The 24,635-nt window shown below is 63.7% G+C and carries 23 protein-coding genes; 18 read left to right on the forward strand and 5 right to left on the reverse strand.

Features of this window, described 5'->3' with window-relative positions:
* Nucleotides 1–27: 27 nt before the first annotated feature.
* On the reverse strand, nucleotides 28–1,800 hold the full coding sequence (gene xsc, locus AZF01_RS13230; protein WP_024708181.1) for a sulfoacetaldehyde acetyltransferase: 1,773 nt from the start codon (nucleotides 1,798–1,800) through the stop codon (nucleotides 28–30).
* A gap of 47 nt (nucleotides 1,801–1,847) precedes the next feature.
* On the reverse strand, nucleotides 1,848–3,464 hold the full coding sequence (locus tag AZF01_RS13235) for a GMC family oxidoreductase (protein WP_024708180.1): 1,617 nt from the start codon (nucleotides 3,462–3,464) through the stop codon (nucleotides 1,848–1,850).
* 114 nt (nucleotides 3,465–3,578) lie between these two features.
* Between AZF01_RS13235 and AZF01_RS13240 the strand changes: the two genes are divergently transcribed.
* The 4 genes from AZF01_RS13240 (at nucleotide 3,579) to AZF01_RS13255 (ending at nucleotide 7,803) form a co-directional block, all read left to right on the forward strand.
* A complete protein-coding gene (locus AZF01_RS13240) occupies nucleotides 3,579–4,814 on the forward strand; it encodes a TRAP transporter substrate-binding protein (RefSeq protein ID WP_024708179.1) in 1,236 nt (411 codons plus the stop codon).
* A 118-nt stretch (nucleotides 4,815–4,932) separates the two neighbouring features.
* The gene (locus AZF01_RS13245) at nucleotides 4,933–5,607 is read left to right on the forward strand and encodes a TRAP transporter small permease (protein ID WP_051424070.1); all 675 of its coding nucleotides are present in this window, start codon (nucleotides 4,933–4,935) and stop codon (nucleotides 5,605–5,607) included.
* Between the two features lie 9 nt (nucleotides 5,608–5,616).
* Entirely contained in the window at nucleotides 5,617–6,978 is a 1,362-nt protein-coding gene (locus AZF01_RS13250) for a TRAP transporter large permease (protein ID WP_024708177.1), read from the forward strand.
* 45 nt (nucleotides 6,979–7,023) lie between these two features.
* Nucleotides 7,024–7,803, forward strand: a complete 780-nt coding sequence (locus tag AZF01_RS13255; RefSeq protein WP_024708176.1) for an IclR family transcriptional regulator — start codon at nucleotides 7,024–7,026, stop codon at nucleotides 7,801–7,803.
* Between the two features lie 103 nt (nucleotides 7,804–7,906).
* Here the strand turns inward: AZF01_RS13255 and AZF01_RS13260 are convergent, their stop codons facing one another.
* A complete protein-coding gene (locus AZF01_RS13260) occupies nucleotides 7,907–8,572 on the reverse strand; it encodes an EF-hand domain-containing protein (RefSeq protein ID WP_024708175.1) in 666 nt (221 codons plus the stop codon).
* Nucleotides 8,573–8,740: 168 nt separating this feature from the next.
* On the opposite strand from AZF01_RS13260, the gene AZF01_RS13265 reads away from it, so the two are divergent.
* The 14 genes from AZF01_RS13265 (at nucleotide 8,741) to AZF01_RS13325 (ending at nucleotide 23,325) form a co-directional block, all read left to right on the forward strand.
* Nucleotides 8,741–9,463 carry a response regulator gene (locus AZF01_RS13265; protein WP_024708174.1) on the forward strand — a complete coding sequence of 241 codons (723 nt, stop codon included), beginning with the start codon at nucleotides 8,741–8,743 and terminating at the stop codon, nucleotides 9,461–9,463.
* The gene (locus tag AZF01_RS13270; protein WP_024708173.1) at nucleotides 9,460–10,866 is read left to right on the forward strand and encodes an ATP-binding protein; all 1,407 of its coding nucleotides are present in this window, start codon (nucleotides 9,460–9,462) and stop codon (nucleotides 10,864–10,866) included. The genes AZF01_RS13265 and AZF01_RS13270 overlap by 4 nt, the downstream gene beginning before the upstream one ends.
* A gap of 406 nt (nucleotides 10,867–11,272) precedes the next feature.
* Nucleotides 11,273–11,443, forward strand: a complete 171-nt coding sequence (locus AZF01_RS24050) for a hypothetical protein (RefSeq protein WP_156484736.1) — start codon at nucleotides 11,273–11,275, stop codon at nucleotides 11,441–11,443.
* A 102-nt stretch (nucleotides 11,444–11,545) separates the two neighbouring features.
* Nucleotides 11,546–12,637 (forward strand): GntR family transcriptional regulator, encoded by a 1,092-nt coding sequence (locus AZF01_RS13275; protein ID WP_024708172.1) that lies wholly within the window; start codon nucleotides 11,546–11,548, stop codon nucleotides 12,635–12,637.
* 79 nt (nucleotides 12,638–12,716) lie between these two features.
* Nucleotides 12,717–13,982, forward strand: a complete 1,266-nt coding sequence (locus AZF01_RS13280) for a Gfo/Idh/MocA family protein (RefSeq protein WP_024708171.1) — start codon at nucleotides 12,717–12,719, stop codon at nucleotides 13,980–13,982.
* Complete coding sequence (locus AZF01_RS13285; RefSeq protein ID WP_024708170.1) at nucleotides 13,979–15,538, forward strand: hypothetical protein; 1,560 nt, start codon at nucleotides 13,979–13,981, stop codon at nucleotides 15,536–15,538. Before AZF01_RS13280 ends, AZF01_RS13285 begins: the two co-directional genes overlap by 4 nt.
* Before the next feature lie 169 nt (nucleotides 15,539–15,707).
* Nucleotides 15,708–16,976, forward strand: a complete 1,269-nt coding sequence (locus AZF01_RS13290) for an ABC transporter substrate-binding protein (RefSeq protein ID WP_024708169.1) — start codon at nucleotides 15,708–15,710, stop codon at nucleotides 16,974–16,976.
* 70 nt (nucleotides 16,977–17,046) lie between these two features.
* Nucleotides 17,047–17,991, forward strand: coding sequence for a carbohydrate ABC transporter permease (locus AZF01_RS13295; RefSeq protein WP_024708168.1), 945 nt, complete (start codon nucleotides 17,047–17,049; stop codon nucleotides 17,989–17,991).
* Nucleotides 17,988–18,821, forward strand: coding sequence for a carbohydrate ABC transporter permease (locus AZF01_RS13300; protein WP_024708167.1), 834 nt, complete (start codon nucleotides 17,988–17,990; stop codon nucleotides 18,819–18,821). Before AZF01_RS13295 ends, AZF01_RS13300 begins: the two co-directional genes overlap by 4 nt.
* A gap of 4 nt (nucleotides 18,822–18,825) precedes the next feature.
* Nucleotides 18,826–19,827, forward strand: coding sequence for an ABC transporter ATP-binding protein (locus AZF01_RS13305; protein ID WP_024708166.1), 1,002 nt, complete (start codon nucleotides 18,826–18,828; stop codon nucleotides 19,825–19,827).
* 12 nt (nucleotides 19,828–19,839) lie between these two features.
* Nucleotides 19,840–20,814, forward strand: coding sequence for a carbohydrate kinase family protein (locus AZF01_RS13310; RefSeq protein ID WP_024708165.1), 975 nt, complete (start codon nucleotides 19,840–19,842; stop codon nucleotides 20,812–20,814).
* Entirely contained in the window at nucleotides 20,793–22,193 is a 1,401-nt protein-coding gene (locus AZF01_RS13315; protein ID WP_024708164.1) for a sulfatase, read from the forward strand. The genes AZF01_RS13310 and AZF01_RS13315 overlap by 22 nt, the downstream gene beginning before the upstream one ends.
* A 113-nt stretch (nucleotides 22,194–22,306) precedes the next feature.
* Nucleotides 22,307–22,984, forward strand: a complete 678-nt coding sequence (locus AZF01_RS13320; protein ID WP_244435554.1) for a metalloregulator ArsR/SmtB family transcription factor — start codon at nucleotides 22,307–22,309, stop codon at nucleotides 22,982–22,984.
* A 20-nt stretch (nucleotides 22,985–23,004) separates the two neighbouring features.
* On the forward strand, nucleotides 23,005–23,325 hold the full coding sequence (locus AZF01_RS13325) for a tetratricopeptide repeat protein (protein WP_051424068.1): 321 nt from the start codon (nucleotides 23,005–23,007) through the stop codon (nucleotides 23,323–23,325).
* Nucleotides 23,326–23,329: 4 nt separating this feature from the next.
* Here the strand turns inward: AZF01_RS13325 and AZF01_RS13330 are convergent, their stop codons facing one another.
* Both AZF01_RS13330 and AZF01_RS13335 read right to left on the reverse strand, forming a co-directional pair.
* Nucleotides 23,330–23,872 (reverse strand): flavin reductase family protein, encoded by a 543-nt coding sequence (locus AZF01_RS13330; protein WP_024708161.1) that lies wholly within the window; start codon nucleotides 23,870–23,872, stop codon nucleotides 23,330–23,332.
* 115 nt (nucleotides 23,873–23,987) lie between these two features.
* Nucleotides 23,988–24,590, reverse strand: coding sequence for a superoxide dismutase (locus AZF01_RS13335; protein ID WP_024708160.1), 603 nt, complete (start codon nucleotides 24,588–24,590; stop codon nucleotides 23,988–23,990).
* Nucleotides 24,591–24,635 lie beyond the last annotated feature (45 nt).

Genomic DNA, 24,635 nt, shown 5'->3' on the forward strand with positions numbered 1-24,635 from the left:
GGAGACCGGCCCTCCCAACGTCTGATCTCAGGCGTCGGCGCGCATGTCGGCGGGGTCGATGCCGGCCACCGAGACCGGCTTCTTCATCGCGTCGCGACGGAAGGGCTCGCCGAGTTCCTGGTTGAGCACGACCTCGATGAAGGTGGTCTTCTTCTCCTTCATCTGCCGCTCGATCGCCTTGTCGAGCTCGGCCGAAAGCGCCTCCATCGTCGTAACCTGAACGCCCTCGACACCGCAGGCCCTGGCGATTTCGGCATAGCGCACGTCAAGCGAGAGTTCGGTCCCGACGAAATTGTCATCGAACCAGAGCGTCGTGTTGCGCTTTTCCGCGCCCCACTGATAGTTGCGGAAGATCACCATGGTGATCGCCGGCCAGTGCTCGCGCTTCAGCGAGACCATCTCGTTCATGGAGATGCCGAAGGCGCCGTCGCCGGCAAAGCCGATCACCGGCGTATTGGGCTGGCCGATCTTGGCCCCGGTGATGGCCGGGAAGCCGTAGCCGCAGGGGCCGAAGAGGCCGGGAGCAAGATATTTGCGGCCCGCCTCGAAAGTCGGATAGGCATTACCGATGGCGCAGTTATTGCCGATATCCGAGGTGATGATCGCATCCTTCGGCATTGCCTTCTGGATGGCGCGCCAGGCCATGCGCGGGCTCATGCGTTCCGGTTCGCGGTCGCGGGCACGCTCGTTCCAGGTGGTGCCGGGATCATCTTCCTCGTGATCGAGCGAGGTCAGCTCCTGCGCCCAGGCGGACTTGGTCTTGGCGATCAGCGCCTTGCGTTCATCGCGGCCGGCATTGCCCGCCGTGCCGGAGAGCCGGTCGAGAATGCCGGTCGCAACCTTCCTGCTGTCGCCGACAATGCCGACGGTCACCTTCTTGGTGAGCCCGATGCGGTCGGGATTGATGTCGACCTGGATGATCGCCGCATCCTTCGGCCAGTAATCAATGCCATAGCCCGGCAGCGTCGAGAACGGATTGAGGCGGGTGCCGAGCGCCAGCACCACATCCGCCTTGGCGATCAGTTCCATCGCCGCCTTGGAGCCGTTATAGCCGAGCGGCCCGGCAAACAGCGGATGCGAACCCGGAAAGGCGTCATTATGCTGGTAGCCGACGCAGACCGGTGCATCGAGCCGTTCGGCAAGCGCCTTCGAGGCTTCGATCGCGCCGCCGAGAACGACGCCTGCGCCATTGAGAATGACCGGAAATTTCGCCTTGCTGAGAAGCTCGGCCGCGCGATCAACCGCTTCCTCGCCGCCGGCGGGACGCTCGAATTCGACGATCGCCGGCAGTTCGATATCGATCACCTGTGTCCAGAAATCGCGCGGCACGTTGATCTGCGCCGGACCGCAGGCGCGCTTGGCCTTCAGGATCACGCGGTTCAGCACTTCGGCGATGCGGGTCGGGTCGCGCACCTCTTCCTGATAGGCGACCATATCCTTGAACAGCGCCATCTGCTCGACTTCCTGGAAGCCGCCCTGCCCCATTGTCTTGTTGGCGGCCTGCGGGGTGACGACCAGAAGCGGCGTATGGTTCCAGTAGGCCGTCTTCACCGGGGTCACCAGCGAGGTGATGCCGGGGCCGTTCTGGGCCACAACCATCGACATGCGCCCGGTGGCGCGGGAATAGCCGTCAGCCATCATCCCGGCATTGCACTCATGGGCGCAGTCCCAGAACGTGATGCCGGCGCGCGGAAACAGGTCCGAAATCGGCATCATCGCCGAGCCGATAATGCCGAAGGCATGCTGGATGCCGTGCATCTGCAGGACTTTGACGAAGGCTTCCTCGGTAGTCATTTTCATTGGGTTTCTCCTCTCCGAATTTTCGAAATCGTGTTGTCGGTCGCCTTTCAGGCGGTGCGCCGCGCGTCTTCGCGCACGAGATCGCTCAGTTTCTCGCCGATCATGATTGCCGGCGCATTGGTGTTGCCGGAGACGATTTCCGGCATGATCGAGCAATCGGCGACGCGCAGGCCGTCAACGCCGCGAACCCGAAGACGCTCGTCCACCACGGCGCGCTCGTCCTGGCCCATGCGGCAGGTGCCGGTCGGATGATAGATCGTTGTCGAATAGTCGCGCGCCCAGGCGAGCGTGCCCTCGTAGTCATCGATCGCCAGGTCGCTTGATGGCCTGAATTCCTCGGAAATCTTCGAGTTGAGCGGCACCTGGCGGGCGATGCGGCGCGCAATGCGCACGCCTTCAACGACGGTGCGGCGGTCCGTCTCGGTGGACAGATAATGGGGAAAAATCTTCGGATAGGTGCGCGGGTCCGGGCCGTTCAGCACGATCTTGCCCCGGCTTTCCGGCCTTAACTGGCAGACCGACATGGTGAAGGCGGAAAAGGGATGAACCCCCTCGCCCGGACTGTCGGCCGACCAGGGCTGGACGTGAAACTGGATGTCGGGCGTTTCCACATGGTCGCCGGTGCGCAGGAAGCCCGTGGCAAGGCTTGCCGCCATGGTCATCGGGCCTGCGCGGAAAAGCGCATATTTGAGCGCGATGCGCGCCTGGTTGAAGATCGAACGCACCTCGTCGTTCAGCGTCGGCTCGTTGCATTTGAACACGAGGCGGGCCTGAAGATGGTCCTGAAGATTGCGACCGACATCCGGCGAATGGCAAACGACCTCGATGCCGTTCTTCTTCAGTTGTTCGGCATCGCCGATGCCGGAGAGCATCAGGAGTTGCGGCGAATTGACTGCGCCGGACGAAAGGATCACCTCGCGCCGCGCCGTAACCTGCGCCTCGCTCCTGCCGCCCGAAAGATAGCGCACGCCCGTGGCCCTGCCGTTTTCGATCACCACCTTTTCGACCAGCGCGCCGGTGACGACCGTGAGGTTCGACCGCTTCCTTGCCGGCTTCAGAAAGGCAACGGCCGACGAGCAGCGCCGCCCCTTGCGGGCCGTCAACTGGAAATAGCCGACGCCTTCCTGCGTGGCGCCGTTATAATCCGGATTGAACGGATAGCCTTCTGCCGTGGCAGCGGCCACCCAGGCATCGCAGATCGGGCGCTGCAGGCGCATGTTGGACACGGAAAGCTCGCCTTCCGCGCCGTGATAGTCGTCCGCGCCGCGCTCCTGGTTTTCCGAGCGCTTGAACAGCGGCAGAACGTCTTCCCAGCTCCAACCGGCGTTCCCCATTTGCGCCCAGCGGTCATAGTCCTCCTGCTGGCCGCGCACATAAAGCAGGCCGTTGAGCGAGGACGAACCGCCGAGCACCCTGCCGCGCGGCCAGTCGAGCGAACGGCCGTTGAGGCCCGGATCCGGCTCGGTCCTGTAGCACCAGTCGACGGACGGATTGTGCATCATGCGGAAATAGCCGACGGGAATGTGGATCCACGGGTTCCAGTCCGAAGGCCCGGCCTCCAGCAGCACGACGCGCACATTCGGATCGGCGCTCAGCCTGTTGGCGATCACACAGCCAGCCGAGCCCGCGCCGACAATCACATAATCCGCTTCCAGCCGCTCCATGAGCCCCCCTCAAGCCCCGAATTGACAAAATGCAACGAAATCTCCTTGCAAGAAGAGTCGATATATGATTGAAATCGATACTGCAAGTCTCATTTTTTCAGAGGGAGGGAAGAAATGACGGGACTGAATGAGAAACTCCGCGGCATTTCGCGGCGCGATCTTTTCAAGCTTTCAGGGAAATTCGGATTGAGCTCGACGCTTCTGGCAGCAAGCGCGATGGCAGGCGCAGTCACGCTGCCGCGCCTGGCACAGGCGGTCGAGTCAACCTATGAGAAGCGTTTTTCCAAGGAGCCGAAATACACGCTGAAATACGGCGCATCGGGTTTCAACGCGCGCAACCTCATGATCGAGCGCGCCGGCTGCCTGGAATTTGCCCGCGACCTCGAGGAGCGCACCGACGGTCTCGTGCGCGTCGAATTCATCGGCGACAACCAGATCTGCGGACAGCTGAACTGCGTTGAGAAGACCCAGCTCGGCATTATCGACATCTATGCCGCCTCGACCCAGAACTCGGCCGGCGGCGCGCCCTATCTGAACGTGCTGGACTATGCCTACATGTTCCCGGGCCGGGCCTCGCAGTATCACTTCCTTTACAGCCCCGGTTCCCAGCGCATCCTGCGCGACCCGCTGGAAAAGCGCCACGGGCTGAAATTCCTGTTCTCGCATTGCGAACTGCGCGGCATCCAGCTTGGCCTCAAATATCAGGACAAGCCGACGGTGACGAAACTGGAGGAGCTTTTCGGCACCAAGAACCGCGTCACCGGCACCCAGCTCGGCCGCATCGCCATGCAGCTTCTGAACCTCAATCCGGTTCCGATCGCCTGGGAAGAAACGCTCGACGGCCTGAAGCAAGGCCTGATCGACGGCGCGGAAACCTGGGCTTCGGCCGTGGCCTACGCCAACATGTCGCCGGTGGTCTCGCAGTCCGTCGACCTCAAATTCTTCTGCGGCACGGAGCATACCTCCATGTCATCCAAGGTGTTCGACAGTTTCGAGCCGGACGTGCAGGACGCGGTGATGGAATCGTCCTATCTGACGCAGGTGCAGATCCAGGCGGCAAATGAGGCAGCCCTGGTCAAGACCGTCGGCTTCTCCGATCCGCAGCTGCCCGGCACCATCTTTGACGAATATAATGTGCGTCCGGCCTTCCTGGCCGACGACCAGATCAAGATGGCGGAGGAGATGTGCTCGCCGGAATACAATCCCGAGCCCTGGGCACAGTGGCGCGAACGGCTCAACAACTGGGCCGGCGGCATCGACACCTATGCGGAAATCAGCGCCATCGCGCGCGAAGTGCCGGCCGACATGAAGCCTGAAAATGTCGAGCCCCGCCGCTGGTGGAAAAGCTGATCGCTGATCGGCCATGACATGAAAACAGCCGGCATTCGGGAGGGATGCCGGCTGTTTGCGACTGCCGCCGCCTGCCCCTTCGGTAAGCAAGGTCGGCGAGGACATTCTTTGGGAGGAGATGAGGTTGGTGACGTTGCTGAACGAAGCCTGGTCGATTATCGCGGCAATTCCGAGCTGGGATTCCTGGACGATAAGCGAGGCCCTGGGCACGAATGGCGCCTGGCTGGTGGGCCTTGTCGTCACGCTTCTCGGCGGCCTCTTGGTCGCCATTCTTTACGCGCGCTTTCCCGCGCTCGAAAACCATTTCGAAAAATCGGTGATGATCTGGTCCTATCTGCTGATCGCCGCGATCATCGGCGTCGAGGTGATCCGCCGCTTCGTCTTTTCGGTGCAGGCGCCCTGGTCGACGACGCTGCCGCCCTTCCTGTTCCTGATCATGAGCTGGGCAGGCTGCGCCTACAATCTCAAATTCCGCAATCACCTGAGCTTCGCGGAGTTCCGCTCGATGATGCCGCGCAACGCCCAGTTCGCCTGCCTCGTCATCGACGCCATGCTCTGGCTCGCCTTCTCCTGGGTCGTCGTCGTCACCTCGACGCGCGTCGTATTCAACTCGGCGGCCAATTTCCAGATCCTGCTCGGCACCGACAATGTCATGCAATGGTGGCTGCTCATCTCCGTGCCCATCAGCTTCATCCTGATTGCCGGACGGGCGATCGAGAACCTTGCGATCGACTATCGCAAATACAGAAACGGCGCCGACCTCATCTCCGCGTCGGCGCAATTCGGCGATTGAGGAGGCCCCATGTCAGACTCTCTTCTGGTTACCTTGATCTCGCTCGGCGCCACCGGCTTCTTTCTCATCGGCGTTCCCGTGCTCCTCGTCATCGGCCTTTGGGTGATCGGCATGAGCATGATGCTCGGCCTGCCGCTCGACAATCTGGGCTCCGCGCTCTCGGATGTCTTCACCGACGGCTTCGCGCTTCTGGCCATGCCGCTGTTCATCCTCACCGGCGACCTGATCAACCAGTCCGGCATCGCCCGGCGCATGTCCGACTTCGCCTATTCTTGCCTCGGCTGGCTGCGCGGCGGCCTTGCCATGGCGGCGATCGGCGCCTGCGGCCTGTTTGCTGCGATCTCGGGCTCGAATTCGGCCACCACGGCCACGATCGGCGCCATGCTGCATCCGGAAATGAAGAAGGGCGGCTATGACGAGCGCTTTTCGGCGGCAACGGCTGCGGCCGGCGGCACGCTCGGCATCATCATCCCGCCATCGATCATCTTCATCGTCTACGGCTTCCTGATGAACCTGCCGATCTCCGACCTTTTCGTCGCCGGCATCATTCCGGGCCTTCTGATGGGGCTTTCGATGATGTTTTTCTGCTGGCTGATCTGCCGGAAGAACGGCTGGGGCCACATCATCGCGCTGGAGCCGTCCCGCATCCTGAAGACCGGCATCGGTTCCTGGCTTGGCTTCTTCGCCATCGGCATCGTGCTCTGGGGCATCTACACCGGAAAATTCTCGCCGACCGAGGCGGCTGCCGTTACCGTCGGCTTCTGCGTGCTTGTCGGTTTCCTGTCGCTGCCGTTGCACCGGATGATGGGCTCGCCTTCCGAAGACCGTCCCCCGAACGAGCGCGGCTACGCGGAAATGCTGGTGGTGCGCGGCTTCACGCCGATCGACATCCCGTCGATCACCCTGCGCTCGGCCCAAATCACCGGCATTCTGGCGCCGCTGATCGCGATCTCCGTCGTCATGCAGCAGATCCTCTCGGTTCTGGGCGCCGAACAGGCGATTGGCGATTTCGTCCGCTCCATGGGCGGCTATTACCCGGTTCTCTTCACCGCCATGGCGCTGGTGTTCATCACCGGCATGGTGCTGGAGAGCCTGCCGACGACGATCATCATGGCGCCGATCCTGGCGCCGATTGCCGCCTCCATCGGCGTTGATCCGATCCAGTTCGCCGTGGTCTTCCTGATCGGCGCCTCGATCGGCTTCATTACCCCGCCCTACGGCCTCAATCTTTATGTCGCCTCGGGCGTGACCGGCGTGTCCTATTTCCGCATACTGCGCTATATCTACCCCTATATCGTCGCGCTGATTGCGGTGTGGGTCCTCGTCGCGCTTGTCCCGTCGCTCTCGACAATGCTAATCCCGCAGCGATAAGCCGGCATTTCGCCAGATGAGATGAAACGCGTTTGAGAGACGATATTGGACGATCAAGCCAGGGACGGACAGATACCGACAAACCTCCGTCTTCTGCTGGTGCTCGAAGCACTAGCGGAAGCCGGATCGCCCGTCACGCCGACCGAGGTGAACCAGACGCTTGGCCTGCCGAAGCCGACGATCCACAGGCTGTTCGCCACGCTTGAGGCCGAGGGCTTCATCCAGCGCGAGATCGACGGGCGCGGCTATTGCCCCGGGCGCAGGCTGCGGGTCATGTCGGCGGGCATTCTGTCCTCGCTCAGGATCAGGACCGCGCGCGTGGCGATCCTCTCCGAGCTTGCCGAGGCGATCAACGAGACCTGCAACATCTCGCTGCCGGATCTCGACGCGATGATTTATCTGGAACGCGTCGAAACCAAATGGCCGCTCCGCATCCAGCTTCCGGTCGGCTCGCGCGTGCCGTTTTACTGCACGGCGAGCGGCAAGATGTATCTGAGTTCGCTCGAGCGCAAGCATCTGGAAAACTATCTGCGCGCGACGGCGCTTTCGCCGCGCGCGGCAAACACGATCACCTCGGCCGGCGATCTCGTCGCCGAGCTCGATCGCGTGCGCGAGCGGGGCTATGCGACGGACAACGAGGAATTCATGGACGGCATGATCGCCGTCGCCGTGCCGATCCGCGACAGTTTCGGCCGGCTTGTCTCCGCGCTTTCATTCCATGCGCCGCTGCAGCGGCTTTCGCTGGACGAGGCGATCAACAATGTCGACCGCCTGAATACGGCCGCCGACAAGCTTTCGGCGCTGATCAGCAAGTCCGACCTCTGACGTGAAGGCCGGCGGCTTATTCGCCCGCCCAAGGACAAAACGAGACAACCGCCGCCCCGAAGGGCGACGGTTCCAGCACGGCGCACACCGTCTGTCGAAGGGCTCAGTTGTTCGGGTTGCCCGCGCCGCGCGGCATCGGCGGCTGCTGGCCCTGGTTGCCGGCCGCCCCTTGCGCGAAGGGCTGCTGCGGACCGGCGCCGGGAACCGGCAGTTGCGAAACCGCGACCTTGCCGTCACCGTCGCTGTCGAGATACTGGAAGTGACGCGCGAACATCGGACGTCCGACCTCGACCTGGAAGGCCTCGAACTCGTCCAGCGAAAGATAGCCGTCGCCATTCTTGTCGTACTGGCCGAGGTCGCCCATCATCTGCGGGCCGCCCGCCTGGCCTGCGCCGCGCGGGCCATTGCCGGGCCCCGTGCCGGGACCGCGCATGCCGCCGGGCCCGAAATCGGCCTGCGGACCGCCGCGCTGCCCCTGCATCATGCCGCGGCCATAGGCGCCGTCGTCATTGCCGCGCATCGCCATCCGGCCGGAGCCCCTGTTGTCCTGGGCGAAGCCGTTCTGGTCATAGCCGCGCTGCATCATGCCCTGACGGCCGCCGGGGCCTCTTGCTGCGCCCTGCGGGCCGTTGCAATCGGTCATCATCTGCCGGGGCCCCTGGCCGCGGCCGCCCCAGCTGTCGTCGGGCCCTGCCGCGAGTGCGGGAACGGCAGCGCCGCCGATGAGTGCTGCAACCAGTCCTGCTGCGAAGAGTGTTCTGCGTTTCATGACATCGCTCCTTTCGATCTGTCGATGTCGCCAATCTGACGCGTCTCTGTCGCAGCACGATGCCGTAATCACGCTTTGTTGTATCCATTGGTCGCAGGGCCCGCCGCCTGATACAAAACGTGACACAGTTTTGCGCAACCGGTCGCCCGGCTGGGCTATGGTGAGATCATGAACAACGAACCGCACATCCTGATCGTTGACGATCACAGGGACATCCGCGATGCCGTGCAGACCTACCTGCAGAAGAACGGCTACCGGGCAACCGCCGTGCGCGATGCACAGGAAATGGACGAAAAGCTGCGCGGCGGCTGTTTCGACCTGATCGTGCTTGACGTGATGATGCCCGGCGAGGACGGCATTTCCGTCTGCCGGCGTCTCAGCGCGGAGGGCAGCGTACCGATCCTGATGCTGACCGCGCTCGGCGAGGAGACCGACCGGATCATCGGCCTGGAGGTCGGGGCGGATGACTATCTGCCGAAACCCTTCAACCCGCGCGAGCTTCTGGCGCGCATCCGCGCCATCTTGCGGCGCGCGGAGCGCCAGCCGAAAATACCCGGCGCGCCGGCCGGCGAAATTCTGCGCTTCGCCGGCTGGACGCTCGACACGGACACGCGCCGCCTGACCGCCGATGACGGCCGCGAGGAGGCGCTGACGACGGCCGATTTCCGGCTCCTGACCGTGCTTCTCGCGCGTCCGCGCTTCGTCCTGAGCCGCGAGCAGCTTCTTGACGCCACTTCCGGCCGCAGCGCCCATGTGTTCGACCGCACCATCGACAACCAGATCAGCCGCCTGCGCCGCAAGATCGAACCGGATCCGGCGAGCCCCGAGATCATCGTCACGGTGCGCGGCGGCGGCTACTCGCTTGCCTGCGATGTGGAGCATGTCTCGTGAGAGGCCTGCTCCCCCGCACCCTGCGCGGCCAGATCATCGCGCTCATCGTCGTGGCGCTGGCGATCGCCCAAGCGCTGACGCTCTGGCTTTTCGTTGACCAGCGCGCGCTCGCCGTGCGCTCGGCGCTGGCCATCGAGGCGGCGGACCGGGCCGGCAGCACGGCGCGCCTGCTCGAAGATGCGCCGCCGGATCTGAGATCAGAAATCCTCCAGGCGGCAAGCTCCTCGCTGGTGCGTTTCGCCATCGGCCCGACGCCGCTGGTCACGGGCGAGACCGGCAATGCGCCGAACTGGATCGAGCGGCGCATCCGCGCCGTCCTTGCTACCGACGATCCGCGCGCCGTCCGCGTCGATCTGCACACCGACCAGCCGCGCCCGCCGCCGCGCGCCGGCCCCGGCGCGGGCCAGATGCATGGCATGGGCCAGATGCGCGCCCCGCCCGGCCAGCCGCCGGTGAGCACGACGGCGCTCGATCTTTCGATAGCGCTTGCTGACGGAAGCTGGCTCAATGTCACCTCCCGCTTTCGCGACCCGCCCTATCAGTGGGTGTGGTCGGAGGCGCTGCCCTTTGCGCTGACGGCGGGGCTTCTGGCGATTGTCCTGTGGTTCGCCCTTGCAAGGCTGACGGGGCCGCTCCGCTCGCTTGCCGGCGCCGCCGACCGGCTGGGCCGGGGTGAGGACGTCGAGCCGATCGCCGCCGCCGGGCCCGAGGAAATGCGCCGTCTGGCCCTCTCCTTCAACGATATGCAGGCGCGCCTCGACCGCTTTGTGCGCGAGCGCACGCAACTGCTCGGCGCGCTCGGCCACGATCTGCGCTCGCCGCTGACGGCGCTGCGGGTCCGCGCGGAAATGGTGGAGGAAGAGGAGACCCGCGAGCGCATGATCGCCACGATCGAGGAAATGCGGGAGATGGTGGAGGCCACGCTCGCCTTCTCGCGCGGCATGGCGACGAACGAGCCCGTCGAAACGGTCAGCCTTGCGGGTCTGATCGGCGGGCTTGCAAGGGAGTTCGACGAAACGGGACTGGCCGTAACGACGGGCGAGATCGACGATGCCGAACTCAGGATCCGGCCGCTTTCCATGCGCCGCGCGCTGCGCAACCTGATCGAGAACGCCGTGCGTTACGGCGGCCGCGCCGCGGTCTCGGCAAGGAAGCAGGGCGGTTCGGTCGTGATCCGGATTGATGACGAGGGTCCCGGCATTGAAGCCCGTGAACTGGAGCGGGTGTTCGAGCCCTTCGTGCGGCTCGAGACATCGCGCTCTCGCGAAACGGGCGGGGTCGGCCTCGGCCTCTCGATCGCCCGCGCCGCCGTCATCGCCCACGGCGGCGGCATCACCCTTGAGAACCGTCCGGAAGGCGGCTTGCGGGTGACCGTCACCCTGCCGGGCGAGCGGACAGCCTGATATGCGCGTGCGGACCGCGCATTTACCTTTTGCGCGACTGTCATCAAAAATACACGTTTTGGTTTAATTATCCCAAAAAAACACCGTTCATTTTCCAATGGTCGGCAAATTAAACTTGATCTGGTACCGCAACCATCTTATGAAAGTCTCATCTTACCAAAAACAACCGGGATGCACAGCCGAAGAGGGATTGCCTTTCTTGCCGCCGCAAAAGGAGCCTGCGTAAACAAACGGCCAATCGTAGATTATTTTTATTTCGGCGCCGTGGGCGCGCCGCAGATTACGGCGATTCTCACTGGTATTTCTGTCGCCGGCCCGAATATTCGCACGATCTTCGCGTATGGGTATTCGATAATTCGCAAATTTAAAGACCAGAATAATCGACTATCAAGAAAAAGATTGTTTCATGAGACTTTTTCATTGCACCTATTGTGGGCACAAGCTCCGCTTCAGGCAATCAGCGTGCTCGCAATGCTATCAGCCGACGCCATACTACAACCGTCTCCGCTTTTGGCTCATACTGACGCTGGCGGTGCTGGCCGCTGCGGCGGCCTTCGCGCTGTCGCTGATCGTCTAGCGCATCGTGCTTCGATTCAGCAGTTCAATAGGTTAGAGCGTCCGGCCATGACGCCGGGTCGTCCCGCTTGCCTCGGGTTTATTTTATACTCATAATACCCGGATGCAAACCAGGACAAGACAGGTCATCGCCGCGATCGAACGATGGACGGAGCGGAAGATCGCGAACGCCGAACCGGGCGAACGCCTTCCGACCATACGGTATCTGATGCGGGAATTCGGCACCGCCCAGCGCACTGTCGAAACGGCCCTGAAACCGTTCCTCGAAGACGGGCGCCTCGTAGCCCGCCCCGGCGCCGGCATCGTCGTTGCCGGAAATCCGGTGGAGACCGCGCGCGCCGACTATGCCGCCGACCTGCTGATTCTCTACCGCAACTCCGACAGCCGGCTGGCGCGGGTGACCCTGCAGGAGGTCGCGGCACGGCTGAAGGCCTCCGGCTCCTCTGTGCTGCAGCTCGGCTTTTCGGGCGACGCCCAGGCAATCGATGTGCTGGAACGGATCGGCCGGTTCCGTACCTGCCTCATCCAGGTCAATTTCGAGATCCTGACTGTTGCCTTTCTGGCCGCGCTCCACAGGCAGGCCGACCACATCGTCATCGACGGCGTATCGGCAACCGGCATCGACGTCGATGCGATCGGCACCAACTGGCGCGAGGCGCTGTCGATCGCCTTCCGCGCAGTGCGCAATGACGGTCACGAGAAAATCGCGTTCCTGACGTCCGCCCATCACGCCCGCCAGATCGCCATGGCGCGGCGCGAGTTCGAACTGCTCGGCAGCGCGCTTCCCGATCCTTCCCAGCGCTGGCTGATCGAACTCAACGCCCTTCCCGGCAGCTACCAGATCGACGACATCGCCAAGGCGATCGGACGCCATGCAGACGACAGGGGGCGGCTCCCCTTTACAGCGCTCATCGTCTGGGGCGTGGTCGAGGGCTTCATTCTGGAGCGCGCGCTTTCCGAACTCGGCCTCGATGCCGGACGAGACCTCAGCGTCATCATGCTCGGCAGCATCGATTTCCAGTCAGAACACCTCGGCCGTTTCGATGTCGTCGGCAACAGTCACGCCGAAAAACTCGCCGTCTTCGAGCGGATCATCACGGAGCGGATCGCCGACGGCCCGCGCGAACCGCAGACGCACTACCTGCCGATCTCGCATGTGCGCCATGGTTCCGTGATCGATCTGACGATCGATTGAGTATAGACGATATTGTAGCCATATATATACTCAAATAGCATCCGATGCCGATGACAATGATCAAGTCCAGAGGCGTTGCATGCTCCACGAGCCGGTCCAGCAAAAAACAACAGGCGTCGCCATCATCGGCGCGGGCGAACGCGGCATTTATTATGTCGGCTCACGCATGGCCGAGATCGCCGGCGAAACCGGCTTCCGCATCGTCGGCGTGTTCGACCGGCTGGAGGACCGCGCGGGTTACGCCGCCGACCACCTGAACGCGCTTTACGGCAAGGCGGGCGTCCGTCACGCCGTGCGCGTGTTTGCGAGCCTTGAGGATGCCGTCTCCGATCCCGCCGTCGACCTCGTGGTGGTCACTACCCATACGAACGCCCATCGCGCCCCGGTCGAAGCCGCGATCGCCGCCGGCAAACGGGTTTATCTCGACAAGCCGATCTCGGTGACGCTTGAGGATGCCGAGGCCATTCTGGCGGCGGAGACCAAGGCTGGACAGCCGATGCTGATGGCCTTTACCCGGCGTTACGAAAAGCCCTGGGTGGAGACGGTGAAGCTTGCCCATGAAGGCCGCGTCGGCGACCCGCAGATGATCCTGCTGCGCTCGGTCATACCCTATACGCGTTATCTGCAGCTCTGGCACCGCAAGCAGGCGCTGTCGGGCGGCGCGCTCAACGACAAGTGTTCGCATCATTTCGACGTGCTGAACTGGGTCGCCGCATCCCGGCCGGTTTCCGTCACCGCCGTCGGCGGCCGCAGCAATGTCTTCCCGCCCGATCCGAACGCGCCGGAGCGCTGCTCGATCTGCGACCGGGACTGTCCCTATCGCCGGCACGAAACCCTCGTCGACCGTTTCGAGGGCGCCGGCGCAGTCGCCAATGCGAGCTGGAGCGAGGCGTCGCTGATAGAGGACCGTAACGACACCTGCGTCTACCAACCGGGCGCGGATATCGACGACCACGCCATCGTCACCATCCGTTACGCGAATGGCGTCACGGCCTGTCTGTTCTTTGCCATATTCGGGCCCTGGGCGGAGGACCAGGAAACGCTGGAGATCGTCGGCTCGTCCGGCCGCATCCGCATGGAACGCCATTCCGGCGTAATCGACATCGTCGAGGATTTCGGCCGCAAGCACGGCACGCTCGGCTTTACCAATCCGGACCGGACCTCGACCCATTTCGGCGCCGATCTCGAACTCGTCAGGACGCTTCGCCGCTTCATGGATGGCGAAAACCCGCCGGTCGGCATCGAAGACGGGCTGGCCTCGCTGCGCCTCGTGCTCGCCGCGCAGAAATCCATGACGAACGGCGGCATGCCGGTTGATCCGGCAACACAGGAGTTTGCCCGATGACCAGACGCTTTCCCGAACGCCTGACGCCGCTCGCCAACCGGCTCGGCCTGCAGCCGCTCTATGGCGATATCCATAACCACTCGGCGCTGTCCTATGGCCATGGACGGCTGGAGGACGCGCTGGCGCGCGCGGCGCTGCAGCTCGACTTCGTCTCCGTCACCGGTCACGCCGCCTGGCCGGACATGCCTATCGACGTGCCGGAGGTGGCCCATATCGTCGACTTCCACGTCAAGGGTTTCGCCAAACTGAAGGCCAACTGGAAGGGCCATTTCGAGACGCTTTCGACTTACGAAAATCCCGGAAATTTCGCCGTTTTCCCCGGCTATGAAATTCATTCCTGCGCGCATGGCGACTACACCATCGTCTATGCCGATCTTGACGTGGCGGAGCCGGAACTGGCCGACACGCCGGAAGACCTGAAGTCCGCGCTGACGGCCGCCAAGGGGGACCGCGCCCTCGCCTTCCCGCATCATATCGGCTACCGGCAGGGCGCGCGCGGCATCAACTGGGACACGTTTGATCCCGAACTGTCGCCCTTCGTCGAGATGTTTTCCATGCATGGCTGCGCCGAGGAGTCGGAGTCGGAACGCTCCTACCTGCATTCCATGGGCCCGGTGAACGGCGCCTCGACCATGCGGGCGGGGCTGAAGCGCGGCGCGGTCTTCGGCATTATCGGCAATACCGACCACCACTCCGCCTTTCCCGGCTCTTACGGCCATGGCCGCATGGCGGTCTATGCCGGGGCGGATGATCGCGACGCAATCTTCGCGGCCATGCGCGCGCGGCGCACCAATGCGCTGACCGGCGACAATATTCACCTTCTGACGGCAATCGGCGACACGGTTCAGGGCGGCATCGCCGCTCCTTCGGACAAGGCTGTGCTCGATATCGAGGCCATTGGCGGCGGTTTCATCGATGTGATCGACGTCTCCCGCAACGGCGCGCTTTTCGCCCGCATCTCGCCCGAACTCGAGCCCGCCCCGGTGGACCCCGGCGACGGCGCGACGACGGAGACCATTCTCTATGTCGAACTCGGCTGGGGCGCGCGCGGCAAGAGCCATGACTGGGCGGGGACGCTCAACCTCGAAGGCGGCGAATTCCTGAGCGTGGAGCCGCGTTTCCGCGGCGCCGAGATCGTCTCGCCGCTGGAGGGCGAGGACGAGGCGGCGGTGCTGCCGACGCTCGACCTGACCGGCGGCAGGGTGACCTTTTCCGTCACCGCCGCCGCCAACCCCAACAATGTGACCCCGGCGACGCAGGGCTTTGCCATCCGGCTCAAAGCGCAACCGGGTGCGAGGCTGAAGGCCGAGCTCTCCGGCAAACAGCTCGACATCGCGATTGAGGACCTTTTCGAGGGCGCGGTCTCGGGCAATCTCGGCCCGATCGACAGCCCCGCCTACCGTTTTCACGCCCTGCCCCGCCCGCATCAATGGCAATGGCAGGGCAGCGTGGCCCTCGGCGCGCTTGAGGCCGGCGAGAATATCTATGTGCGACTGCGCGAGAAAACCGGCCAGATGGCCTGGACCTCGCCGATTTTCTGCAGAAAGGAGGCGTAATCGGACCAGTCAGACTTCGCGGGTCTTCGTACCGGCGTGAACCAGGCAATCGGGGCGGGATATCGCCGGATTGCCATCAGAAAGGAAAGACCGACCGAAACGGGCGGTATTCCAACAAGCGGGAACTTTTCAAAACCGGTCCGCACAGCGACCGGAGGGAGAACAGGCAATGAAGTATTTCAAGACATTCACCGGCGTGCTGCTGGCCGCCAGCACCCTGATGTCGGTTTCGGCCGGCGCGGTTGAGCTCAACATCGTCCATGGCGCGATCGGCAAGGACAACGAGGTCCTGCGCAAGGAACTCGACCGCTATGAGGAGAAGACCGGCAACACGGTCAACATCGTCTCCATGCCGGAATCGACCACCGACCAGTTCGGCCAGTACAAGCTCTGGCTTTCGGCCAAGTCGCCGGATATCGACGTCTACCGCATCGACGTCATCGGTGCGCCGCAGCTGGCCGACCATTTCATCGACCTGACGGAGGCGACCGCCGATATCATCGACCAGTTCGTGCCGGCAGCCGTTGAATCGCAGACCGTCGACGGCAAGCTCGTCGCGCTGCCGATGTTCCTCGGCGCCCCGGCGCTCTACTACCGCACGGACCTCCTGGAAAAATACGATCAGCCGGTTCCCGAGACCTGGGACCAGATGACCGAAACCGCGAAGGTCATCATGGATGGCGAGCGGGCCGAAGGCAACGCAGACATGTGGGGCTTCGTCTTCCAGGGCGCCCCCTATGAGGGGCTGACCTGCAACGGCCAGGAATGGATCTACTCCTATGGCGGCGGCCGCATCGTCGAGCTTGACGGCTCGATCGGCATCAACAATCCGGAAGCGGCCGAAGCGCTGAACATGGCGAAATCCTGGGTCGGCACGATCGCGCCCCAGGGCGTGCTCAACTACATGGAAGAGGACGCGCGCGGCGTGTTCCAGTCCGGCAATGCCGTGTTCATGCGCAACTGGAACTACGCCTATGCGCTGGCCGACGGTCCGGATTCCCCGGTCAAGGGCAAGTTCGACGTGACCACGCTGCCCGTCGGCGGCGAAGGCGACAGTTCGGCGGCGACGCTGGGCGGCTGGCATCTCGCCGTTTCCAAATATTCGCCCAATCCGGACGAGGCGATCGAACTGGTGAAGTTCCTCAACAATTTCGAAAACCAGAAGGAACGCGCGATCGAGACCTCGCGTCCGCCGACGGTGACGGCCGTCTACGACGATCCGGAAGTGGCCGAGGCGCAGCCCTTCATTCCGCGCTGGAAGCCGGTCGTGCTCAACGCCCTGCCGCGTCCTTCCGCCGCAACCAAGCGCAAGTATAACGAAGTCTCCTCGGAGTTCTGGACCGCCGTGCATGATACGCTTGCCGGCGACGGCACCGCCGAGCAGAACCTCGCCAAGCTGGAAGCAAAGCTGAAGCGCCTGCGCGGCAACGGCTGGTAAGATCAGTCGGCGCCGTGCGGTTAATGTGCGCGCGGCGCCGTCTCAACCAATGACAAGAAGGGAACGGAACATGGCAGAACCGGTCGAAAAATCGACCCTGTCACAACAGCGGGTGATTTCCGCCTGGGTCTTCCTGGCGCCGATGCTCGCGGTGCTTGCCGTGGTCGCGGTCTATCCGCTGGTCAAGACGATCTATTTCGGCTTTACCGACGCCTCGATCGATTTTCCCGGCCAGGCGCAATGGGTCGGCTTCCGAAACTATCTCGAATATCTCGATTATGGCGGCGGCGAAGGCGAGTATTACGGACTGCTCGCCGACCCGGACTGGTGGCGGGCCGTGTGGAACACGCTGCGCTTCACCTTCTTTTCGGTGCTGTTCGAAACCATTTTCGGCATGGTCATCGCGCTCGTGCTCAACACCCAGTTCTTTGGCCGCTCGCTGGTGCGCGCCGCCGTGCTGATCCCCTGGGCGATCCCCACCATCGTCTCGGCCAAGATGTGGGCCTGGATGATGCATGACCAGTTCGGCATTCTGAACGACATGCTGATGAAGCTGCATATCATCGCCGAGCCCGTGGCATGGACGGCCGATCCCGATACCGCCATGCTTGCCGTGCTGATCGTCGACATCTGGAAGACCACGCCTTTCATGGCGCTTCTGATCCTCGCCGGCCTGCAGATGGTGCCGAAGGACATGTATGAGGCGGCCAAGCTCGACGGCATTCATCCCGTCCGCGTGTTCCGCAAGGTCACCCTGCCGCTGATCATGCCGGCCGTGCTGGTGGCGATCGTTTTTCGCGCGCTCGATGCGCTGCGCGTCTTCGACATCGTCTATGTGCTGACCCCCAACAATGCCAATACGGCCACCATGTCGGTTTTCGCGCGCGAGAACCTGTTCGATTTCGATCGCTTCGCCTATGGCTCGGCGGCCTCCACGCTGCTGTTCCTGATCATCGCGCTTCTGACGATCGGCTTCATCCGCGCCACCCGCATGAACCTTGGAGGCGACAGATGACCGTCCCCGCACCGATCAAACGCATCGCCTTCTATGCCCTGGTTCTGGTTATCCTCGCCCAGGCCCTGTTTCCCTTCTACTACGCCATCCTGACGTCGCTGGAGAATGGTCAGGCGCTGTTTGAGGTGAACTATCTGCCGAAGGCGCTGACCTTCGCCAATTATCAGCACATGCTGACCGACGGCGTCTTCGGCCACCAGATCTTCAATTCTGTGTTCGTCGCCACCGTGGTCGTCATCTTCTCGCTGTTCCTGGGCGTGACGGCAGCCTTTGCGCTCAGCCGCATCCGGTTCAGGGGACGCGGGATGCTGCTCTTCACCATTCTGTCGGTGTCGATGTTTCCGCAGATCGCCGTGCTCTCCGGCCTGTTCGAGCTGATCCGCGCCTTTGGCCTCTTCAACTCGCTGTGGTCGCTGGTGTTTTCCTACATGATCTTCACCCTGCCGTTTACGGTCTGGGTGCTGACCACCTTCATGCGCGACATGCCGATCGAGATCGAGGAGGCGGCGATCATGGACGGAGCCTCGGCGTTCACCATCATCCGCCGCATCTTCCTGCCGCTGATGTGGCCGGCGATGGTGACGACCGGGCTGCTCGCCTTCATCCATGCCTGGAACGAGTTCCTGTTCGCCCTCACCTTTCTCTCCACCGACAGCCAGCGCACCGTGCCGGTGGCGATCGCGATGATCTCGGGCCTTTCCGAATTCGAGGTGCCGTGGGGCAATATCATGGCGGCCTCCGTGATCGTCACCGTGCCGCTGATCGCGCTCGTCCTCGTCTTCCAGCGAAAAATCGTTTCCGGCCTCACAGCCGGCGCCGTGAAAGGATAGTCTCATGGCCTCCATCGAACTCAACAAGATCTGCAAGTCCTTCGGCCATGTCGAGGTGCTGAAGGATATCGACCTCAGCCTCGAAAAGGGCGAATTCGTCGTCTTCGTCGGCCCGTCGGGCTGCGGCAAGTCCACGCTTTTGCGCCTGATCGCCGGGCTGGAGGATATTTCCGGTGGCGACCTGATGATCGACGGCGAGCGCGTCAACAATGTGCTGCCGGCAAAGCGCGGCATCTCCATGGTGTTCCAGTCCTACGCGCTCTACCCGCATATGACGGTCTACGAGAACATGGCCTTCGGCCTGGAACAGGCCAGGCTCGACAAGGCCGAGGCAGACAAGCGCATCCGCGAGGCGGCCGAGATGCTGCAGATCACCCCCTATCTCGACCGCAAGCCGCGCCAGCTTTCCGGCGGCCAGCGCCAGCGCGTCGCCATCGGCCGGGCGATCACCCGCCAGCCGCGGATTTTCCTGTTCGACGAGCCGCTCTCCAACCTCGACGCGGCACTCAGGGTCGATACCCGCATCGAGATCGCGGCGCTCCACAAGCGCATGAAGGGCGTCACCATGATCTATGTAACCCACGACCAGGTCGAGGCGATGACGCTTGCCGACCGCATCGTGGTGCTGAACGCCGGACGGGTTGAGCAGGTCGGCACGCCGATGGAGCTCTACATGAAGCCCGCCAGCCGCTTCGTCGCCGAATTCATCGGCTCGCCGCGCATGAATGTGATCGAGGGTGAGATTGCTGACGGGTTCGGCGCGGCGGCCTGCGGCATCCGGCCGGAACATCTCGCGATTTCCCGTGAAGACGGCCGCTGGGCCGGCAAGGTGCTGCTGTCCGAAGAACTCGGCAGCGACACCTTCATTCATGTCGAGACCGATGAGGCCGGCATGCTGAACGTGCGCGCTCTCGGGGCGCAGGATTTTTCAGCCGGCGAGACGGTCTATGTGACGCCGGACGAAGCGGCGCTGCACCGTTTCGACAAGGCGGGCGTCGCGGTTTAGGAGGCGGGCGATATGAACAGCAGCTTCAGGCCATCCGACGCGCCGCGCCCGATCGCGGTCATCGGCAACGCCAATCTCGATCTCGTCACCGGCAGCGTTGATGACTGGCCGGACTGGGGCACGGAAGTGTTTCTGGAAAAGTCCGACTTCCGCATCGGCGGCTCGGCGGCCAATACCGCGCTCGTGCTGCAGCGGCTCGGTCAGACCGTCGGCCTCGTCTCGGCAACCGGCAGCGATGCCGCGGGCGCAATGATCACGCGGCAGTTCTCCGGCCCGCTCGACAGGATCGCGACCCGGCCCGGTCCAACCTCGATCTCCGTCGGCGTGCTGCAGACGGGCGGCGAGCGCAGTTTCTTTTCCACCAACGGCCATCTTGACGGGCTTGATGCGGCCTTCTTCTCTTCAGCCCTTGAGGACTGGCCGCTTGAAGGCGCGATCGCGCTTGTCTCCGGCGGTTTCGCCCTGCCAGGACTTCTCGACGAGCATACGGCCTTTCTTGAGCGGCTCAGGGCGCGCGGCGCCACCATCGCCATTGACCCCGGCTGGCCGGGCGAGGGCTGGAGCGATGCCGCAATCGCCAAAGCCCGTGAATGGACCCGCCTCGCCGACCATATCCTGCTGAACGACAAGGAAGTCCTTGGCCTTTCCGGCGAGAAGACCGTTCATGCCGCCTGCCGCACGCTCAGCCCCGATATGCGCCCCGACGCCACCCTCGTCGTCAAGCGCGGCGCGGAGGGTGCTGCCTGCTATCATGCCCGCAACTATCTGGTCGAACATGCCGCGCCGCTCGCGGTGATCGACACGGTCGGCGCCGGCGATGCCTTCAATGCCGGCTATCTGAGCGCTGTCGCGGAAGGGGCCTCCGACCGTTCGGCGCTTCGACGCGGCATTGATGTGGCCGGCGCGGTGATCAGCGAATTTCCTCGCAGTTCCGCCCCCCTCAGTCTTCAACGGAGCCAGCCATCATGCGCAATATCCTCCTTCTGATCGCCGACGATCTGGGGCGCATGACCGGCTGCTACGGCGAGACGGCGATCGCGACGCCCAATATCGACCGTCTGGCCGCAAGCGGCACGCGCTTCGACATGGCCTTCACCTCGACCGCCTCGTGTTCGGCCAGCCGCTCGGTGATCTATACGGGGCTCCACACCCATGAGACCGGGCAATACGGCCTCAACCACGACCACCACCATTTCATGACCTTCGATCATGTGGAGACCGCGCCGGCGCTTCTGAACGCCGCCGGCATGAAGACCGGGATCGTCGGCAAGATCCATGTGGGGCCGGACGCGGTCTATCCCTGGCAGGTGCGCGCGGAAAGCTGGGAACGTGACGTGCGCCGGACGGCCGACCGCGCGGCAGCCTTTTTCGACAGCGCCAAGGCTGAGCAGAAGTCCTTCTTCCTCACCATCGGCTTCATCGATCCGCACCGCGACGAGACCCGCGGCGGCTTCGGCAATGACCGCTCCTATCCCGGCGTCGAGGATCGCATCTTTGCGCCGGAAGACGTCACCGTGCCGCCCTTCCTGACCGACCTGCCGGAAGTGCGCCGGGAACTCGCCGATTATTATCGCTCGATCCATCGCCTCGACCAGGGCGTCGGCATGGTGCTGGATGGACTAGAGAAAGCGGACCTTGCCGATGAGACGCTCGTCGTCTTCCTCTCCGACAACGGCTCCCCCTTCCTCAATTCCAAGACCACGCTTTACGATGCCGGCGTGCACCTGCCGCTGATCATCCGCAAGCCGGGCGGACGCGGTGGCGTCGCCAACCCCAATCTGGTGTCTTTCACCGATATCCTGCCGACCTTTCTCGACTGGGCGGGCCACGCAGCCCCGCCCGGCCCGCGCAAGGGCCGCTCACTGCTGCCGATCCTCGAATCAGAAACGCTTGAGGATGACTGGCAGTCCGTGTTCGGCTCGCACACCTTCCACGAGATCACCAATTACTGGCCGACGCGCTTCATGCGCACCACGCGCTACAAATATCACCGCAATGTCGCCTGGCAGCTGGATTTTCCCTTTTCCGGCGATCTCTACGGCTCGCTGACCTGGGAGGGCATTCGCAACCAGACCCCTGCGATGATCGGCGACCGTTCGGTCAAGGACTATGTCCGCCGTCCGCCGGAGGAGCTTTACGATCTGGAGGCCGACCCGCACGAGGTCAAAAATCTGGCCGGTGACCCGGCCCATCGCGATCGCCTGCTTGCGATGCGCGCCGCGACCGAGGCCTGGCAGCGGGAGACCGGCGATCCGTGGCTCTATCGCGACGGCGTGTCGCTGCGCGCCATCGAAAAACACCTTGAGGCCGGCATGGCCGTGCCCGACCGGTTCGACTTCGACCCGGACAACCCGGGTTCGCGCTAGAGCGGTTCCGCCTTTGGTGGAAGCACGGACATGCCGATCCGATTTACAAAGCCATTGCTTTGAAAAGACCGGCCCGCTATACGGGTCGGGCGACACAGAACACCCGATGAAGCATGGCAAGCGACACCGATCCCCAGACGAGCAGCCCGAGCGCCGGTTATATGACCCGCAGCGCCGCCGACCGCATTCTGATGCAACTGAAAATGCACGGGCCCCTGACGGCGGCCGATCTCGGCAAACGCACCGGCACCACCGGCGAGGCCGCGCGCCAGCAGCTCTCACGGCTGGCCGAAACCGGGCTCGTTGCGGCGGAAAGCCGGCGTTCGGGCGTCGGTCGCCCGCGCCAGCTATGGAGCCTGACGCCGGCCGGAGAGGGGCGCTTTCCCGACACCCATGCGTCGCTGACCGTGGAGCTCCTGGATAACATCCGCGCCGAGCTTGGCGAAGCTGCGCTTGAAACGGTGATTGCCGCACGCGAACGGCGCACCGGCAGCCTCTACCGGGCGGCGATGGAGGGCTGCGACAGTCTGGATGAAAAGCTCACAGTTCTGACCCGGCTGCGGTCTGCCGAAGGCTATATGGCGGACTGGTACGAGGCGGAGGACGGCACGCGGCGCCTTGTCGAGCACCACTGCCCGATCTGCGCGGCGGCCACCGCCTGCCAGGGGTTCTGCCGCTCGGAACTCGCGATCTTCCGCCAGCTTCTCGGCCCCTCTGTCGACATTCGTCGCGACGAGCATATCGTCAAGGGCGGCAGGCGCTGCACCTATGTCGTGAGCGAGACGCGCTAGAGATGGGAAAGGAAAGCTGCATGCCCGCCGGAATTCGCGAGGCGCTGGAAAAACAGGTTGCCGCAGGCAAGGACAACGCGCTCTGCCGGCTGACGCTCGGCCGCATTCTGGCCGGCGAGGACCGGCTGGACGAGGCGATCGCGCACCTGACCCGCGCGCTTGAACTCGACCCCGATTATTCCGCCGCCTATTCGGCGCTCGGCAAGGCCTATCAGCGCAAGGGCGACACCGCGAACGCCATCGAGACCTTTGCAATCGGCGCCGACGTTGCCGCGCGCAAGGGCGATCTGCAGGCCGCCCGGCAAATGCAGGTGCTGCACCGCAAGCTCACGAAGGCCTGAGCCCCTAACCCAGCCGCCTGTAACCGCGCCCGTGCCAGATCAGCGGGGTCGCCCCCGCCTTCCGCGCGATTTCGGCGATCGAACCGGCAAAGAGCACATGCGTGCCGGTATCGATCCGGCCGATCACATCGCAATCGAGCGCCGTCATCGCGCCCTCAAGCTTCGGATTGCCGGAGGGCCACGCCGTCCATGTGCCGCATTTGAAGCGATGAGCCGGCGCGATGCGGCCGGCAAAGGCATCCGCCACCGTCCATTGCGTCGCCGAAAGCATGGCGAGCGAGAACGCGCCCTTTTCCGCAATCAACCCCGCCAGATGCGCGCCTGCGTCGATCGACACCAGGATGGAGGGCGGCGAGCCGCTGAGGGAGAAGACCGCGGTCGCGGTGCGGCCGGAGCGCTCCCCCTCGGTGGCCGCCCCGACGATGCAGACGGTTGCGGCAAGCGAGGCCATCGCATCGCGGAAGTCAGCCTTGTCGATCGGCGGGCGCGCCGGCGCGCCAAGCGGCATGGCCCGCGCCCCGCTTGCGGCGAAGGCATCGACCGTCATGCTCCCTCTCCCGGTTTTTCGAAGAAGAGGCCGCCGCAGTCTTGGGCAACAGCATAAGTCATCGGATCAGCGAACGCCGCGCCTGTTCAACAAAGGCGCGGCGCCCGTCCCTTCATCAGCCGAGATTGGCTTCGGCGAATTCGTAATTGGCGAGATGATCGAGGAAGTTGCCGACATAATCGGGACGACGGTTGCGGAAGTCGAGATAGTAGGAATGTTCCCACACATCGAGGCCGAGCAGGACCTTGCCCTCACCCGTTGCCAACGGATTGGAGCCGTTCGGCGTTTTCACCGTCTTCAGCCTGCCGTCCTCGCCCAGCACCAGCCAGGCCCAGCCGGAGCCGAACTGGCCGACGGCGGCCGCCTTGAAGGCATCCTTGAAGGCATCGACCGAGCCGAAATCTTGCGTGATCTTGGCTTCCAGACGGCCGGGCATGCCGCCGCCATCGGGCGACAGCGCGTTCCAGAAATGCAGGTGGTTCCAGTGCTGGCCGGCATTGTTGAAGACAGGCGCGAGATCGGCCTTGTCCCTGGAAAAGGCAATGATCTCTTCCAGCGACTTGCCCTGCAGATCGGCATTCTTCTCGACGAAGCCATTGAGCGTCGTCACATAGGTCTGGTGATGCTTGCCGTGATGCAGTTCCAGCGTCTCCTGCCCCATGCCGCGGTCGGCAAGGGCGGAATGGGCATAAGGCAGAGCGGGCAGTTCAAAGGCCATTTTATGTCTCCCGTGATGGCGCGCCGAAGCGCGACGGTTATTTAA

It is taken from the genome of Martelella sp. AD-3, assembly GCF_001578105.1.
Classification (GTDB): Bacteria; Pseudomonadota; Alphaproteobacteria; order Rhizobiales; family Rhizobiaceae; genus Martelella.